The sequence below is a fragment of the Geobacillus jurassicus NBRC 107829 genome (genome assembly GCF_001544315.1).
Taxonomy (GTDB): domain Bacteria; phylum Bacillota; class Bacilli; order Bacillales; family Anoxybacillaceae; genus Geobacillus; species Geobacillus jurassicus.
In genome coordinates, this window is the sequence record NZ_BCQG01000073.1 from 1 (window position 1) to 14,055 (window position 14,055).

The window sequence follows — 14,055 nt, forward strand, 5'->3', positions numbered from 1 at the left end:
TTTGTTATATACCTATATATCGTTTTTTAACATGTTATTCGTTTGAAAGAAATACAAGTCTCATCGCTTCCAAAACTTTTGATGTAGAGGAAGAGGATGAGACTTGTTATTTTTATACTTACATTTCGCACCCTCTCGACAAACATCGGGAGGATTTTTTTATCTTCCTGTCGAATGAATCCTTGGAACACAAGAAAAGCAAAGGAGTTTCTGCATCATGAGCGTTCAAATCCGTGCCATTTATGAAAGTTCTTATTTGAATATAATAAGCACTATTTTCAGGAACCTTGGTCTCCCTTCGTTAATCGACCGTCTGGTTCCGGTGGATCCGCAATGCCAAACCCGAGCCAGCGATGTGGTCTGGCTGCTCACCTTGGATATCTTGAGCGGTCGGCAAGCACTCGTTCATGTGGAACGATGGGCGCATGACATCGATTTGCCTAAGCTGATCCGACCAGGGCTTTCCCCTTCTTGGTTCAACGACGATGCCATCGCGCGCCATCTGGATTGGCTGTACGACGCCAATATCCACGCGGTTCTTTCGGCTTGTTTGGTGCAGATTTACAAGAAAGAGGGAATCCCTCTTCGAGTGTTCCATTCCGATACGACCGATGTATCGGTTTACGGTACGTATGAATCGGCCTCGCCGGATACCCTGCATATTGCCCAGGGCTACAACCGACAACACCGTTGGCAAAAGCAGATCGGATTTGGGCTGATTGGCAACGAGGATGGCATCCCGTTTTATGGCGATGTACACGACGGCAACCTGCCGGATAAGACGTGGAATCCCGAGGTGTTGTCCCGTGTCCATGAGCAGCTGAAGCAAGCGAAGATCGAGGACGAATGGATTTACGTGGCGGATTCCGCCGCGATGACGAAGGACACGCTTTCGCAAACGAAGGCCGCCAATGCCTTTTTGATCACAAGAGGTCCTTCTTCGCTCCGGATCGTCAAAACCGCGCTCACCGAAGCCGATGCCCAAGACACGCCATGGAGCGATCCGTTCTCCCTAGCGGAGAAAAACGGAGCCACCTACCGAGTGTGGGAAACGACATCGACGTACGAAGGTCATTCGGTTCGGTTGATCGTCGTTGAATCCAGCGCGCTCGACCAACGAAAAGGAAAGACGCTCGAAAAAGAACGAAACCAAGAAGCGGAGCTTCTTCGGCAGAAACAAACCTAGTGGGAAAGCCGTCTGTTTTCGTGTCGGGAAGACGCCGAACAATCCCTAGCGTCTCTAAAGGCGTCCCTTCGTCTCCGATTCCATCGCGTCGAGGCGTCGGTCGAAGCGATGGTGCGCCCGAAAAAACGGCGCGGACGTCCGAAAAAAGGGGCGGAACTGGACATGGAGACGGTGTACGCCCTTCGCTTGAACGTGGAATTCGACCAAGATGCGTGGGAACAGGCGAGACGGAAAGCGTCCCGATTTGTCCTTGTCACGACCGTTCCGAAGGAATGGAAAGGTCAGCCGATGGATGCGAAAGAGATCTTGAAGTTGTATAAAGGTCAAATCTCGGTGGAAATGAACTTTTCTTTCTTGAAAGACCCGTTCTTTACGGATGAGATTTACGTGAAAAAACCGAAACGAGTCGCGGTATTGGGCTATTTGTTTCTGTTGGCCTTGGCGATTTACCGTGTCTTCCAGCGCCGAGTGCGTCAGTTCATCACCCCGGAACGCCCATTAAAGGGTGCGGGAGGCCGAAAACTGACTCGACCGACCGGACAAGCGATTTTTCAATTGTTTTGGTATGTTAGGGTCGTCCTGTTAGAACTGCCGGATGGGCGAATCCAACGCGCGTTAGGTCAACCGCTCACGTACGAGCAGCGAAGGATTTTGCAAGGATTAGGGATGGACGAGAGCATTTACGTCTAACGGGATAAAGAACGACAAGCGATGGTAAAAAAAGGATGCCACCGCTTTTGGTGTTGGTTTGAAAGTTATTCTAAAAAACTGAATAAAAAATCCTTTTGTTCCGCCCTACCAAGGTGCGAAATATGAGTTGTAAAACAAAATTGCAACTTATATAGTTCGTCACGACGCCATTCACATTCTTTTGGATGCGCCCGCTGTCTTCACTGTACAATAAAAAGGGGGTGTCCCAAAAGGATCGGGACACCCTTGCTTATCACCATATATAGACAATAAACAACGAATCATGCGCGATATGTTGTATTTCGTTTGAGGAGAATGACGCTTTTGGGTCAACCCCTTAAAAAGGCTAAATACATTTTTGATTTTGTTTCTCGTAGTAAGAATTAATAAGCATTTCCACTATATTATTACTACCAATCAGACCAATTGGATTTTTTATTTTTTCCCCTTCCTCTTTAGAAATAGGCTCTAATTCTGCTATTGGTGTATTCGCATCCCCTCGACTCACAAAATATTCCTTGCCATTGTAAAACACAAAATCAGGTAACTCATATTCTTCAGGATTGAATTTTCCTTTAGATAATTTCCCAATAATTTCCCATTCTTTATTAACGATTCCATATATTCCACTGTTAATAGTATATAGAACAGAAAGTTTTTCAAATTGATTACTAAAGTTTTTTATATCTAATATTTCATTAGTGAAGATATCAAAATATTGTATATAAATGTCATCCTTTAGCCCTTCTCCTTTTACTACTAACCCATAAGCACATTTTTCAATTCCTTTAAGCGGGATTGCAAATACAATACCTGGTTCAATGTTAGGAGCCTTTTTTCTCTTTTTCAATTTAAATTTTACATCGGTGATTTCCATTTCCTCCAATTGTTCGGCTATATTTGAATCAAGTTGCATTGCCTCCATAATCAATGCTTCCAATTCAGCTACAGTTGGTTTTCTTTCTAAATCTTCCTCATAAATCTTTCTTATCTCTAAAAGAGTATCACTTAGTAAATCGACTGCATCTTCACTTAAAATAACTGTTTCTTTATTCTTAATACTCTTCCAAAACGCCATTGTAAATTAGCACATTATTTCAGAATCCCTTTTTCAAATTATTTCAGGCGGATTCGGAAATAATGTGCAAAATGTTTGCGGATTGTTCCGGATTTTGCACATTCTTTCGGAACGTTTGCACGCTCTTTCAGATGAAGATTTCCAGCGCGCCTGATGGACCGATGGAAAAGAGAAAGCACAAAAGAGGCCGATTCGGCCCCTTTCGTGCTAATACCCCATTTCCTCTGCGGCCATGCGCACCACTTCTTCGTCAATGGCGTCCTTTTTCAGCTGATACCCGTATAACAGGCACGTCGTGGCCAACGTGTTGATCACCCGAGGCCATCCCCGCGACTGCAGGGCAATCGCCTCTAACGCCGATGGAGTGAAGATCGGATGCTTCGCCCCGGCCTGTTTCATCCGATGCTCGATGCAGCCCGCCACCTCTTCCTTCTCCAGCGGCCCCATCCGGTATCGCATGATGATCCGCTGGTCGAGAGGGCGGTGCTGATTGAGCCGCAGCTTCCCCTGTAAATGGGGCAGCCCGGCCAAAATCAAGACAAATGGGTTGGTCGAATCCATCTCAAAGTTGAACAAGATGGCGATGTCCTGTAAAAATGCATCCTTTGCTAAATGCATCTCGTCCAAAATGAACACCGGCGTGATCCGCCGTTCATGATACAATCGCTCGATCGCCTGCTGGATTTGGCGGAAGAGGTCTACTTTGCGGTACTTCGGTTCCTCTCCTAATCCCAAGGCCAGACCACGGTAAAAATCCATCACGCCTCCGGTGGATAACGGAAAGTAGACGACATGATGCAATGATGGATTCAATGACTCTTTCAGCGTCCCAAGGGCGAACGTCTTGCCCGCCCCCGGCTCTCCGATCAACAGCCCGATCCCCCGGGTTCGTTTCACGTACTCCAGCGCCCGCAACGCTTCCTGAAATGGCGCCCCTTGATACGCCTCGGACGGGTCTGTTTCTTTCGCAAACGGCTCCCGAGAAAGGGAGTAAAACGATTTATACACCGTGTTCTCCCTCCTTCGCCGGAATCGCCGCAAACAGGGACCGATGGCGTTTTGCATAGGCGTTGTCCTCCAAACGAACTCGAACGGCCTCCGCCACCTTCCTTCCATCTTCGTACACATAGACGCCCCGTTCATCATAGCGGAGTTCAATCGATTGCCCAATGAACCGGGGCGGCACTTCATACAGCTGCTTGTTCAAGGTGATCGTTCCATCGGCTTTGACCTTGCGGTGCTCCCGTTTCAGAAAAATCGCATCCAGCCAATCGCCATCTTCGATGAACGACACGAGATGCACTTGCGATTGAAACACCTCATGCGGCGTTTTTCCGTCCAGTGAGGCGTGCGGTTTTCGATGATACTCCTCTTCAAGCCACCTCCAAAAGCGCTCGTTCAGCTCTTCGAGCGACTTCGGGGGATCCAACTCCAGCAGCGGATAAAACCGCGTCTGTACGGTGCGGAAGAACCGTTCGATTTTCCCTTTGCTTTGCGGATCATACGGCTGGGTGTGGATGAGCGTAATCCCCATCTCGGCGCACGCATACTGCAGCACCTCGGATCGATCAATTTTCCCGTTGTCCGAGTAAATGCGCTTCGTCTTCCCGCAACGAAGCACCGCTTCCTTCGTGACGATCCGCAGCCCGTCAAACTTCTCCGAAGGGAAAAACTGCGCGTACGGCACCAACCGCGAGCAGTCATCGATATAGGCGATCAAAAACGTTTTCTGGGCTTTCCCATTGACTCGAATCGTGGGTCCATGGGATAAGTCCCCTTGCCAAAGCTCATTGATCTGGTCATACGCAAAGCGTTTTCGCTCCGGCATGGGCAAAATTTCTTTCCCGACAAGGTTGTGTTTTTTCAATAATCGGTATATAGTAAAGTAAGAGGTATGGTTTTCTGGGATTTCCCCCTGCTCGATTAGGTGTTCGTAGAACACCGTCACGGGCATGGTGGGATGTTCTTTTCTTAGGGCTAAAATATGATCCTCATCATCGGGCGACAGACGCCTTGAGTGGCCGCGGTCCGAACGGCGCTTCGGCTTTAAGGCGTCAAAGCCCTCTTTTTTGTATCGGGTGCACCAATCGAGGATCGTCTTGGCTGCGATTCGCTTGTCGCCCTGGTGGGGAACATGGTGCACTCGCTCGCTCACCTCTTTCAGATACGTCTTCGGTTCCACCTGCCCATTCACCAACGGAGCGATTAGCCCGTACCGAAACAGGGCAATGTCGTGTCTCATCGACTCATCCATTCGAATCTCCTCCTGGTCTCACTTGGAATCAGGACCGTTCCGGTCCTCCTGCCCTTATCGTACCGAATTGCTTTTTCTCCGTCGATCGGAAAGGTTTGTGGGACCTCAATCATTTCCAATTTAGGATATGTATGTAAAATCAGGATCCCATTTAATTTGCAAAAGGGTGTCGGAATCCGTCCTCCCACATCTCTCTGATGACCGAATAGAGACCGTGTTCCTCCAACGTCCGGATCCACCAAGAAGCCCGTTCCTTTTCTTTTTTCACGATAGGGCCTATGATCCTCCACCGCCTCGCAAAAAAGCTATGAAGGTTTGATAGGTTTCGGCAGAACCGTCGGACATAAAAGATGATGCCGTCCTTTGTCGGGAGGAACGGATCTTGGTTCGTTCCCTCGGTCAATCCCAACTGCTCTTTCACGACTTGCCATATAGCGGACAACGTATACTGAAAATACGGGAGGAGAAAGGAAGGCAGCACACTCACCGTCTTCAAGCATTCCCGGCAGCGATACCGGACAATCCAAATGCGATCATCACCATGTGGGGTCAATGCGTTTCGCTCATAGTAACCGTGGCGGTGCAACGGGCGCTTGGCCCGGCAATGCGGACACTGTGTCAGAAGAGGGAAGTCGTTTTCTTTTCCACGCTCTGCATACGTTTGGACGTCAATGCCAAAGTCATGAAATTGAATCACGTCCTCCTCCCCTCCTCTGAACCGATGGATTTTCTCTTCCGAAATAATTCACAAAAAATTTAGCACATTCTTTCAGAAAAGGGGAGAGGGCTTTCTGAAGGAATGTGCAAAAAAATGGCTCTTTTGTTCCGAAATAAAGTGATAATTTACACCTACTAAACGCCTTAAAATCGATGCGGTTGTTTTTTGGAGGACGACATCGTATTTTAAATGATTGATTCAGATTTCTTTCATAACTATTCCCTTTGATAAATATAATCTATGGCGAATGTCCATTTACGAGGGGGATACGATACGTATGGAGAGTAAGTTTACAATTTCTGCAGCTCGGGAAATTCGCGAGAGACTGGACGAAATTCAATTCTTAGCAGTTAAACACCGTTCCGACAACGGCGAACTTTTTGATATCATCGACCATTTAGCTAGGGTAGGCGGCATGTTTGCGGATGTGAAAGTACAGGAATTAGAAGGGTACGTGCAAACAGCTGATCCTCAAGATTACATTTTAAAAAAGTTATCCATCGCTTACAGTTTAATGAAGCGGTATGATGAAAAGTCGGAAAAAGTTCTATAAAAGCGGTAAAGAAGCCACTCGTTGGCTTCTTTTTTTGTGTTTTCAATTATTCAACATAACAAAAGATATGTTGCATTCAACGATATCCGACAAAACGAGACGAGGTATTACAAAAAAACTCTTTACATTACCGTATTTTCCCGATAAAATAATTATTGTAATAATTGTAATATAATTAATCTTTAGTTATATTAAAACCGCCCCTTATCCTATGTTTTGATTTTGTTCTGTTTCACAAGTGCATTACATGCCTAGTCTCAATCTTTCTAAGGGTGATCATTTTGAACGCTACAAAATTTTGTATAGCAACGTTTCTTTCAAACTTGGGGGATGTCATATACAGTGTTGTTATAGCTTGGTATATTGCTGATGTTTTACAATCAGGTTTTTTGATGGGAGCAGTTTTATTTTCCCTAGGTTTGTCGAGATTTATTGCTGGGCTTCTTTGCGGACCGGTTATTGATCGAATAGGGGCAAAGTTGTTTCTGTGGTTGTCAGACATGATAAGGGCAATCATTGTGTTAGTTTTGGCTATTCTGTTATGGGATCATACTATCTCTTTTGTAATTCTCATAATGGTCTCCGTTTTGTTTGGAGCGATTGATGCTTTTTATTGGTCAGCCTCAGAATCAATAAAGCCAAGATTAGTCGCTACTGAATATTTGAGTCGTCTCAATAGTCAATACTTCACTGTTGTAAGAACAACGATCATTTTGGGCCCTTTAATCGCCGCTTGGATGGTTGAATCAATCTCAATAGAACATTCCTTGATAGCCATTTCTATCTTATATGTATTTTCAACTTTTTTAATTTTGTTTATTGACTCTAAAAATAGTCATCTTGAAAATATGAACGATAATAATGACAAAACTTCTTACTTTTCGGATTTAAGACTTGGTTTTAGTTTTTTGAATAGACAAAAAATGATTTTTTATTTGGTTATAACTATGTTTTTTGTAAATATTGGAGCAAACGGGGTTAATGTATTGTTCCCTTTTTTAGCTAAAAATGTTAGTGGTGATGCTAAGTATTTAGGATATATATATTCATCGATGTCAATGGGAAGTTTGTTAACTGGTTTAATCTTTTCAGTTAAAAGCATTCACAAGGTTGAATTGAAGATTATTTATTTATCTTTTCTTTTACAAGCTACTGGTATTGCCGCACTATGTTTCACCCAAAATTTTTTGATTATTCTAATTTTCGTTTTTGTAATTGGCTTAATTACTGGTTTTATAGGAGTCCTTATACCTACTTTTGTTCAACGTTCTGTGCCTATTCATTTATTAGGAAGAGTTAATAGTATTATGATGGCGATTTCAATGCTTTCAACGCCAGTAGCCCAGTTTATTTTTGGGGTCAGTGTTGATTATTTCAATATAAAATATCTTTTCTTCATTGCAGGTGCTTTGGGTATAGTTACTAGTTTATCTTCGTTATTAATTAATGAGAGAAAAGGTACGCCAAGAGAAACTGTAATGTAAAGGAGGTGTTAAGCTTGAATATATTAGTTGGCGTTACAGGTTCTTCAGGAGTTGTTGAACTACCTATGTATTTACGAGTTTTTAGAGAAAAACTAGATGCTAACATTAGACTAGTTTGTACATCGAACGTTCAGAAATTTATTGATGTCAATTTTTTAGCGGCGCACGCTGATGCTCCTGCATATCAGGATATGTACGATTTTCCAAAGGAGTATACACGAAATAGAGTTCCTCATTCCTTTTTACATGACTGGGCGGATATTTTCATCATTTTGCCTTGTACTGCTAATACTTTAGCGAAGTGTGCAAACGGAATAGCTGATAATTTGTTAACCATGCTGGTTTTATGCTCTCCAAGACCTGTTGTCTTTTTCCCAAATATGGGGCCAAACATGTGGGATGCAAAAGTTACACAATACAATGCTAAAAAGCTGATCAGTTTTGGACATAAAGTTGTATTTCCTAGTGGAAATGCATGGATAACTGCAACCGGAGAAAAAGTAGATTATGGACATGTACCTCCCCCATATACAGTAGCTGAGTATATACAGAGACATATACAGCAGTCAGACAATGAATTGAAAGGAGGTGAATTGCATGAATCAGGAAATGCTTCAAATTCTTGATGAAGGCTTCGATGTCTTGAATCCAACAGCAGAAGACGTTCTTCTTTCTTTTGCACCGACTAACACAAACTGCGGAGGATGCTGATCATATTCTTTTGTCATCGGGGATAGCTATATTAAGCTATCCCTTGATTATAGGAGGGGTAAAAATGGAGCCGTTTTCTACTATTCCCAAAGAGGTAAAATCAGATGTGAATGATAGATGGGTAGCATCGCGATTTAATATTCTTTCCCATGAAGAGAATGGGGATCTTTATATATGTAATACTTATACGGGGGCATTTTTACGTGTTCCACAAGCTCATGCTAATAAGATTAAAAATATTCTCCGATCGGGATGTGATGAGCTTGATGATACTGCAAAGATTCTTGCTAATTATGGCTTTTTAATCAAAAGTAATGTAGACGAATTTAAAAGAGCCCGAATTTTACATGAAATCAAAGGAAGAAATCCTGAAAATATGTATTTGATTTTTTTAGTCACTGAACAGTGTAACTTTAGGTGTACATATTGTTATGAAAATTTTGAGAAAGGAAAAATGTCGGATGATGTTATTGAAGGTGTAATAAAATATGTTGAGAAAAGAGGGCCTCAACTAAAAAATTTGAATGTCCATTGGTTTGGAGGAGAACCTCTTCTCGCATTAGATGTTATTGAAAAATTATCAAATCAATTCCTTTTATTAAGTGAAAAGTACAATTTCAAGTTTCGTGCTGGTATTACTACTAATGGATTCCTTTTAAACAGTGATACGGCGACAAAATTATTAAAGCTAGGTGTTGACAATTTCCAGATAACTATAGACGGCCCTGAACATATTCATGATCAAACACGTAAGTTAGTGGGAGGACAAGGAACTTTCAAAAGAATATTTAATAATTTGAAAAATTTGAGTTGTTTGGAATATGATTTTCAGGTTAGGATACGTGTCAACTTCGATAAAAGTAATGAACCTTATATACGCGATCTTACAAAAGAGCTTTCCGAAACGTTTTCCAACGATGGAAGGTTTCACGTCAACTACTTTCCTATTGGTCGATGGGGCGGGCCGAATGATGAAGATTTAGATATATTTGATACAAAAATAAGAGCAAAAGTAGCACTAAGTTTGTGTGAAGATGCTTTAAATCAGGGGTTATCGACTACATTAGGTAGCATTCTTCAACCTGGTGGTTATGTATGTTATGCGGCTGATCCTAATTCTTATGTAATTGGATCAGACGGTACTTTATATAAGTGTACAGTAGCGTTATATAATGAAAAAAATAAGATTGGAAAAGTTGAAAAAGATGGGAACTTTAGAATAGATATAGATAAATTTGCTTTGTGGGTTATGAACGATGAGTCTGAAGATGAGGGCTGTAAGAAGTGCTTCCTAAGACCTTCTTGTCAAGGATCTGCTTGTCCTCTAATTAGGATTGAAACAGGAAAAGCCCCGTGCCCACCTGAAAAACAGTATATAAAGCAAGTAGTACGGGTTGTTGGTCGACAAAAGAAATTTATTAGCGAAAGAAAAATTAAAGTGACTAAAAGCTATTCGTAATATGCGATGAGCACTTGAATCTTTGGCCTATGTGCTTTTCGGTTTTGAAAATTCTAGTGAAACCGGGTACCGTCAAGAATTTTGTGTAATGTAAGATAGTAGGGTATCTCTGAAATGGATTTAAAATGGATAGGTGATGAGTTTTCTCCACTCATAAGACTGAATATTCAGTCTTATGAGTGGAGAGGGAGAATCTCCTTATCTCATCGTTTTACATTATTTGGTTAATTATAACGTTCTTCAAACATTCGTTGAAAGGCTTCCTACGCTTCGGCAAATCCTCATAAATTCGGTATACTTTTAGACATAGTTAGGGTTCTCCTTTCTCTGGAAGGTTGTTTTTAGCCAAATCAGAGAATACCCTACCTTTTTCTTTTGGTCTAGCACAATGCTTTACACAAAATTTTATACATCATCTTAAAAACCATCTTAAATACGAGATATATGCTGGATCTTACATTTCGCACCCTCTCGACAAACATCGGGAGGATTTTTTTATCTTCCTGTCGAATGAATCCTTGAAACACAAGAGAGGCAAAGGAGTTTCTACATCATGAGCGTTCAAATCCGTGCCATTTATGAAAGTTCCTATTTGAATATAATAAGCACTATTTTCAAGAACCTTGGTCTCCCTTCGTTAATCGACCGTCTGGTTCCGGTGGATCCGCAATGCCAAACCCGAGCCAGCGATGTGGTCTGGCTGCTCACCTTGGATATCTTGAGCGGTCGGCAAGCACTCGTTCATGTGGAACGATGGGCGCATGACATCGATTTGCCTAAGCTGATCCGACCAGGGCTTTCCCCTTCTTGGTTCAACGACGATGCCATCGCGCGCCATCTGGATCGGCTGTACGACGCCAATATCCACGCGGTTCTTTCGGCTTGTTTGGTGCAGATTTACAAGAAAGAGGGAATCCCTCTTCGGGTGTTCCATGCCGATACGACCGATGTATCGGTTTACGGTACGTATGAATCGGCCTCACCGGATGCTTTGCAGATTACGCATGGCTACAACCGGCATCATCGTTGGCAAAAGCAGATCGGATTTGGGCTGATTGGCAACGAGGATGGCATCCCGTTTTATGGCGATGTACACGACGGCAACCTGCCGGATAAAACGTGGAATCCCGAGGTGTTGTCCCGTGTGCAGAAACAGCTGAAGCAGGCCAAAATCGAAGACGAATGGATTTACGTAGCCGATTCTGCGGCCATGACGAAAGACACGCTGGCGCAAACGAAGGCCGCCAACGCCTTTTTGATCACAAGAGGTCCTTCTTCGCTCCGGATCGTCAAAACCGCGCTGGCTAAAGCCGATGCCCAAGACACGCCGTGGAGCGATCCGTTCTCCCTAGCGGAGAAAAACGGAGCCACCTACCGGGTGTGGGAAACGACATCGACGTACGAAGGTCATTCGGTCCGGTTGATCGTCGTCGAATCCAGCGCGCTCGACCAACGAAAAGGAAAGATGCTCGAAAAAGAGCGAAACCAAGAAGAGGAGTTTCTTCGGCAGGAACAAACCCGATGGGAAAGCCGCCTGTTTTCGTGCCGGGAAGACGCCGAACAAGCCCTAGCGTCTCTAAAGGCGTCCCTTCGTCCCCGGTTCCATCGCGTCGAGGCGTCGGTCGAAGCGATGGTGCGCCCGAAAAAACGGCGCGGACGTCCGAAAAAAGGGGCGGAACTGGACATGGAGACGGTGTACGCCCTTCGCTTGAACGTGGAATTCGACCAAGCTGCGTGGGAACAGGCGAGACGGAAAGCGTCCCGATTTGTCCTTGTCACGACCGTTCCGAAGGAATGGAAAGGTCAGCCGATGGATGCGAAAGAGATCTTGAAGTTGTATAAAGGTCAAATCTCGGTGGAAATGAACTTTTCTTTCTTGAAAGACCCGTTCTTTACGGATGAGATTTACGTGAAAAAACCGGAACGAGTCGCGGTATTAGGCTATTTGTTTCTGTTGGCCTTGGCGATTTACCGTGTCTTCCAGCGCCGAGTGCGTCCGTTCATCACCCCGGAACGCCCATGAAAGGGCGCGGGAGGTCGGAAACTGACCCGACCGACCGGACAAGCGATTTTTCAATTGTTTTGGTATGTTAGGGTCGTCCTGTTGGAACTGCCGGATGGACGAATCCAACGCGCGTTAGGTCAACCGCTCACGTACGAGCAGCGAAGGATTCTTATGGAATGGTAAGTCCCTTAGCTGGTTGGTTATCTGATCGATGCGGAACTTTTTCTTTGATGATGGCAGGCCTGCTTATTTTAGCCGTTTCTCTTCCATTGGTCATACTCCCTAACTCGTTAATATTAGAAGGAGCCGTACTTTTTTTGGTAGGGGCAGCGGCTGGTTTTGTCTTAACGCCGACTTTGCCGGAATTAGCGAATTCTGTTGATCGTTTAGGTGGGGGGCGTATGCTACTGCATTTGCTGTTTTTAATATGGCCCTATTCCTTAGGGATGATACTTGGTCCAATTGCAGGAGGAGGACTGGCCGATTTATTTGGTTTATCAACAGCTCTTTATATCATGTGTTTTGTTTTAATATGTTACAGTTTGTTTTCTAGGTTGATGAAACATGAGCAGAAAATCTGTAGAATGGATGAGTTGTGTTGGAGGAAAAAATGAAGTGTTTAAAACCGTTTTTTTTAGTAACGGATATTGGGTTTATTATATACTGGCTCATTACCTTTTTCCATCTTATACCTGAAGAAGTAGCGTTTAAAGACTATGATAACCCGATTATTATCGCATGGAACTGGTCGTTTTTCCCATTAGATATTTTCATTTCTATCACTGGTCTTTACAGTATATATTTATATAATAAAAACAACCCGGCATGGCGGAACTGGGCTCTGATTTCTCTTGTGTTGACTTTTTGTTCCGGATTGCAGGCCATTGCATTTTGGGCTTTTAGCAAGGATTTTGACATTACTTGGTGGGCTGCCAACTTGTATTTGATGATTTACCCGTTGTTTTTTATTAAAGATTTTATTGCCGAAAAGAATAAGGACCGTCTGTGAAGGTATGATGGATCAAAATCGTTGGTGAAAATGTGGTTATGACTTATTTAAGAAAAAGGGGTGTTGATCGTGTATTTTCTTATTTGGGGCTTTCTTGTTTGGTTAGGAGCAACCCTCATTTTCCGGTTTTTTGGCCATTTTTTCTTCCATCCAGAAAACGCTTTACTTCTTCTTTTGTCCTATCTGCTTGTTGTTCCAGTCATTGCTTTGTTCACCTATCCGCTGTACAAGCTTAAAGGCTTAACAAAAGATGAACGTTTAAAAGCCGCTATGTTTATTGTGCTTCCCGGCATGTTCATTGATACGGTTGTGTTAGTGATCTTTCCAGATGTGTTTACGAATTTACCTGTGCAATCCGATCGGTATTTTGGTTCTTGGTTATTATGGGCGTACAGTTTAATTTTGATAACGGGTCTTCCGTTAAAAAAGCGAGAGGGACGGTGACAAATGAAAAAACGTTTAAAATGTTTATCTGACCGTTTTACAGGCTTTGGGGCAGTAATGCTGCGGAATATTATGAAAGCAAGGGGATAAACACATGTTTCACCGCAAAAATAATATTTCTTCTGAAATCGATTGGCTCAAAGGTCATACGTACCGTATACAATTGCATGAATTCGATGATGATTCCGATTTGTATTTTTTAAAACCTTTACTGCAGAATAAACGGATCGTTTTTTTGGGAGAGAATGGCCACGGTGTGGCAGAGCATAGCATGATTAAAACAAAGATGATCAAGTACCTACATAAAGAATTGGGGTTTCGAGTTTTAGCATTTGAAAGCAGCTTCAGTGACTGCAGCTTATGCTTTTATCAACAAGACCAACTGGATGCAAGGCAATGGATGAAACATTCTTTGTTCAAAGTCTGGCATACAGAGGAAGTCGAGACGCTCTTTCATTATGTGT

The 14,055-nt window shown here is 43.3% G+C and carries 11 protein-coding genes and 3 pseudogenes; 10 read left to right on the plus strand and 4 right to left on the minus strand.

What is annotated here, in order from left to right:
* The first annotated feature begins 217 nt into the window (after positions 1-217).
* Positions 218-1,876: pseudogene (locus tag GJ1_RS15905) on the plus strand (IS1634 family transposase).
* Between the two features lie 346 nt (positions 1,877-2,222).
* Here GJ1_RS15905 and GJ1_RS15910 read toward each other — a convergent pair.
* The 4 genes from GJ1_RS15910 to GJ1_RS19150 all read right to left on the minus strand — a co-directional run bounded on the left by GJ1_RS15910 (position 2,223) and on the right by GJ1_RS19150 (position 5,905).
* Positions 2,223-2,954 carry an immunity 26/phosphotriesterase HocA family protein gene (locus GJ1_RS15910; RefSeq protein ID WP_066234530.1) on the minus strand — a complete coding sequence of 244 codons (732 nt, stop codon included), beginning with the start codon at positions 2,952-2,954 and terminating at the stop codon, positions 2,223-2,225.
* Positions 2,955-3,161: 207 nt separating this feature from the next.
* Entirely contained in the window at positions 3,162-3,962 is an 801-nt protein-coding gene (locus tag GJ1_RS15915; RefSeq protein WP_066234533.1) for an ExeA family protein, read from the minus strand.
* The gene (locus GJ1_RS15920) at positions 3,955-5,208 is read right to left on the minus strand and encodes an IS481 family transposase (RefSeq protein WP_066234538.1); all 1,254 of its coding nucleotides are present in this window, start codon (positions 5,206-5,208) and stop codon (positions 3,955-3,957) included. Before GJ1_RS15920 ends, GJ1_RS15915 begins: the two co-directional genes overlap by 8 nt.
* A gap of 151 nt (positions 5,209-5,359) precedes the next feature.
* Positions 5,360-5,905 carry a DUF6431 domain-containing protein gene (locus GJ1_RS19150; RefSeq protein ID WP_066234540.1) on the minus strand — a complete coding sequence of 182 codons (546 nt, stop codon included), beginning with the start codon at positions 5,903-5,905 and terminating at the stop codon, positions 5,360-5,362.
* A gap of 298 nt (positions 5,906-6,203) precedes the next feature.
* Here GJ1_RS19150 and GJ1_RS15930 point away from each other — a divergent pair, with 298 nt between their 5' ends.
* From GJ1_RS15930 to GJ1_RS15970, 9 genes and pseudogenes are all read left to right on the plus strand, one after another.
* Positions 6,204-6,479, plus strand: coding sequence for a hypothetical protein (locus tag GJ1_RS15930; protein WP_033011808.1), 276 nt, complete (start codon positions 6,204-6,206; stop codon positions 6,477-6,479).
* Positions 6,480-6,751: 272 nt separating this feature from the next.
* Complete coding sequence (locus GJ1_RS15935; protein WP_044737061.1) at positions 6,752-7,963, plus strand: MFS transporter; 1,212 nt, start codon at positions 6,752-6,754, stop codon at positions 7,961-7,963.
* Positions 7,964-7,977: 14 nt separating this feature from the next.
* Positions 7,978-8,589 (plus strand): flavoprotein, encoded by a 612-nt coding sequence (locus GJ1_RS15940; RefSeq protein ID WP_053414193.1) that lies wholly within the window; start codon positions 7,978-7,980, stop codon positions 8,587-8,589.
* A 149-nt stretch (positions 8,590-8,738) separates the two neighbouring features.
* Positions 8,739-10,133: a radical SAM/SPASM domain-containing protein gene (locus GJ1_RS15945; protein WP_066234541.1), complete on the plus strand. Its 1,395-nt coding sequence runs from the start codon at positions 8,739-8,741 to the stop codon at positions 10,131-10,133.
* 553 nt (positions 10,134-10,686) lie between these two features.
* Positions 10,687-12,321, plus strand: a pseudogene (locus GJ1_RS15950) (IS1634 family transposase).
* Positions 12,315-12,752, plus strand: a complete 438-nt coding sequence (locus GJ1_RS15955) for an MFS transporter (protein WP_066234546.1) — start codon at positions 12,315-12,317, stop codon at positions 12,750-12,752. Before GJ1_RS15950 ends, GJ1_RS15955 begins: the two are co-directional and overlap by 7 nt.
* Positions 12,749-13,147: a YvaD family protein gene (locus tag GJ1_RS15960; protein ID WP_066234552.1), complete on the plus strand. Its 399-nt coding sequence runs from the start codon at positions 12,749-12,751 to the stop codon at positions 13,145-13,147. The genes GJ1_RS15955 and GJ1_RS15960 overlap by 4 nt, the downstream gene beginning before the upstream one ends.
* 69 nt (positions 13,148-13,216) lie before the next feature.
* Complete coding sequence (locus tag GJ1_RS15965) at positions 13,217-13,591, plus strand: DUF5367 family protein (RefSeq protein ID WP_066234556.1); 375 nt, start codon at positions 13,217-13,219, stop codon at positions 13,589-13,591.
* 94 nt (positions 13,592-13,685) lie between these two features.
* Positions 13,686-14,055, plus strand: a pseudogene (locus GJ1_RS15970) (erythromycin esterase family protein); the annotation flags it as partial.

Bases quoted from the DNA above. Each gene is read 5' to 3' on its own strand.
- GJ1_RS15910 (WP_066234530.1), bottom strand. From the start codon at position 2,954: ATGGCGTTTTGGAAGAGTATTAAGAATAAAGAAACAGTTATTTTAAGT.
- GJ1_RS15920 (WP_066234538.1), bottom strand. From the start codon at position 5,208: ATGGATGAGTCGATGAGACACGACATTGCCCTGTTTCGGTACGGGCTA.
- GJ1_RS15930 (WP_033011808.1), top strand. From the start codon at position 6,204: ATGGAGAGTAAGTTTACAATTTCTGCAGCTCGGGAAATTCGCGAGAGA.
- GJ1_RS15945 (WP_066234541.1), top strand. From the start codon at position 8,739: ATGGAGCCGTTTTCTACTATTCCCAAAGAGGTAAAATCAGATGTGAAT.
- GJ1_RS15955 (WP_066234546.1), top strand. From the start codon at position 12,315: ATGGTAAGTCCCTTAGCTGGTTGGTTATCTGATCGATGCGGAACTTTT.
- GJ1_RS15960 (WP_066234552.1), top strand. From the start codon at position 12,749: ATGAAGTGTTTAAAACCGTTTTTTTTAGTAACGGATATTGGGTTTATT.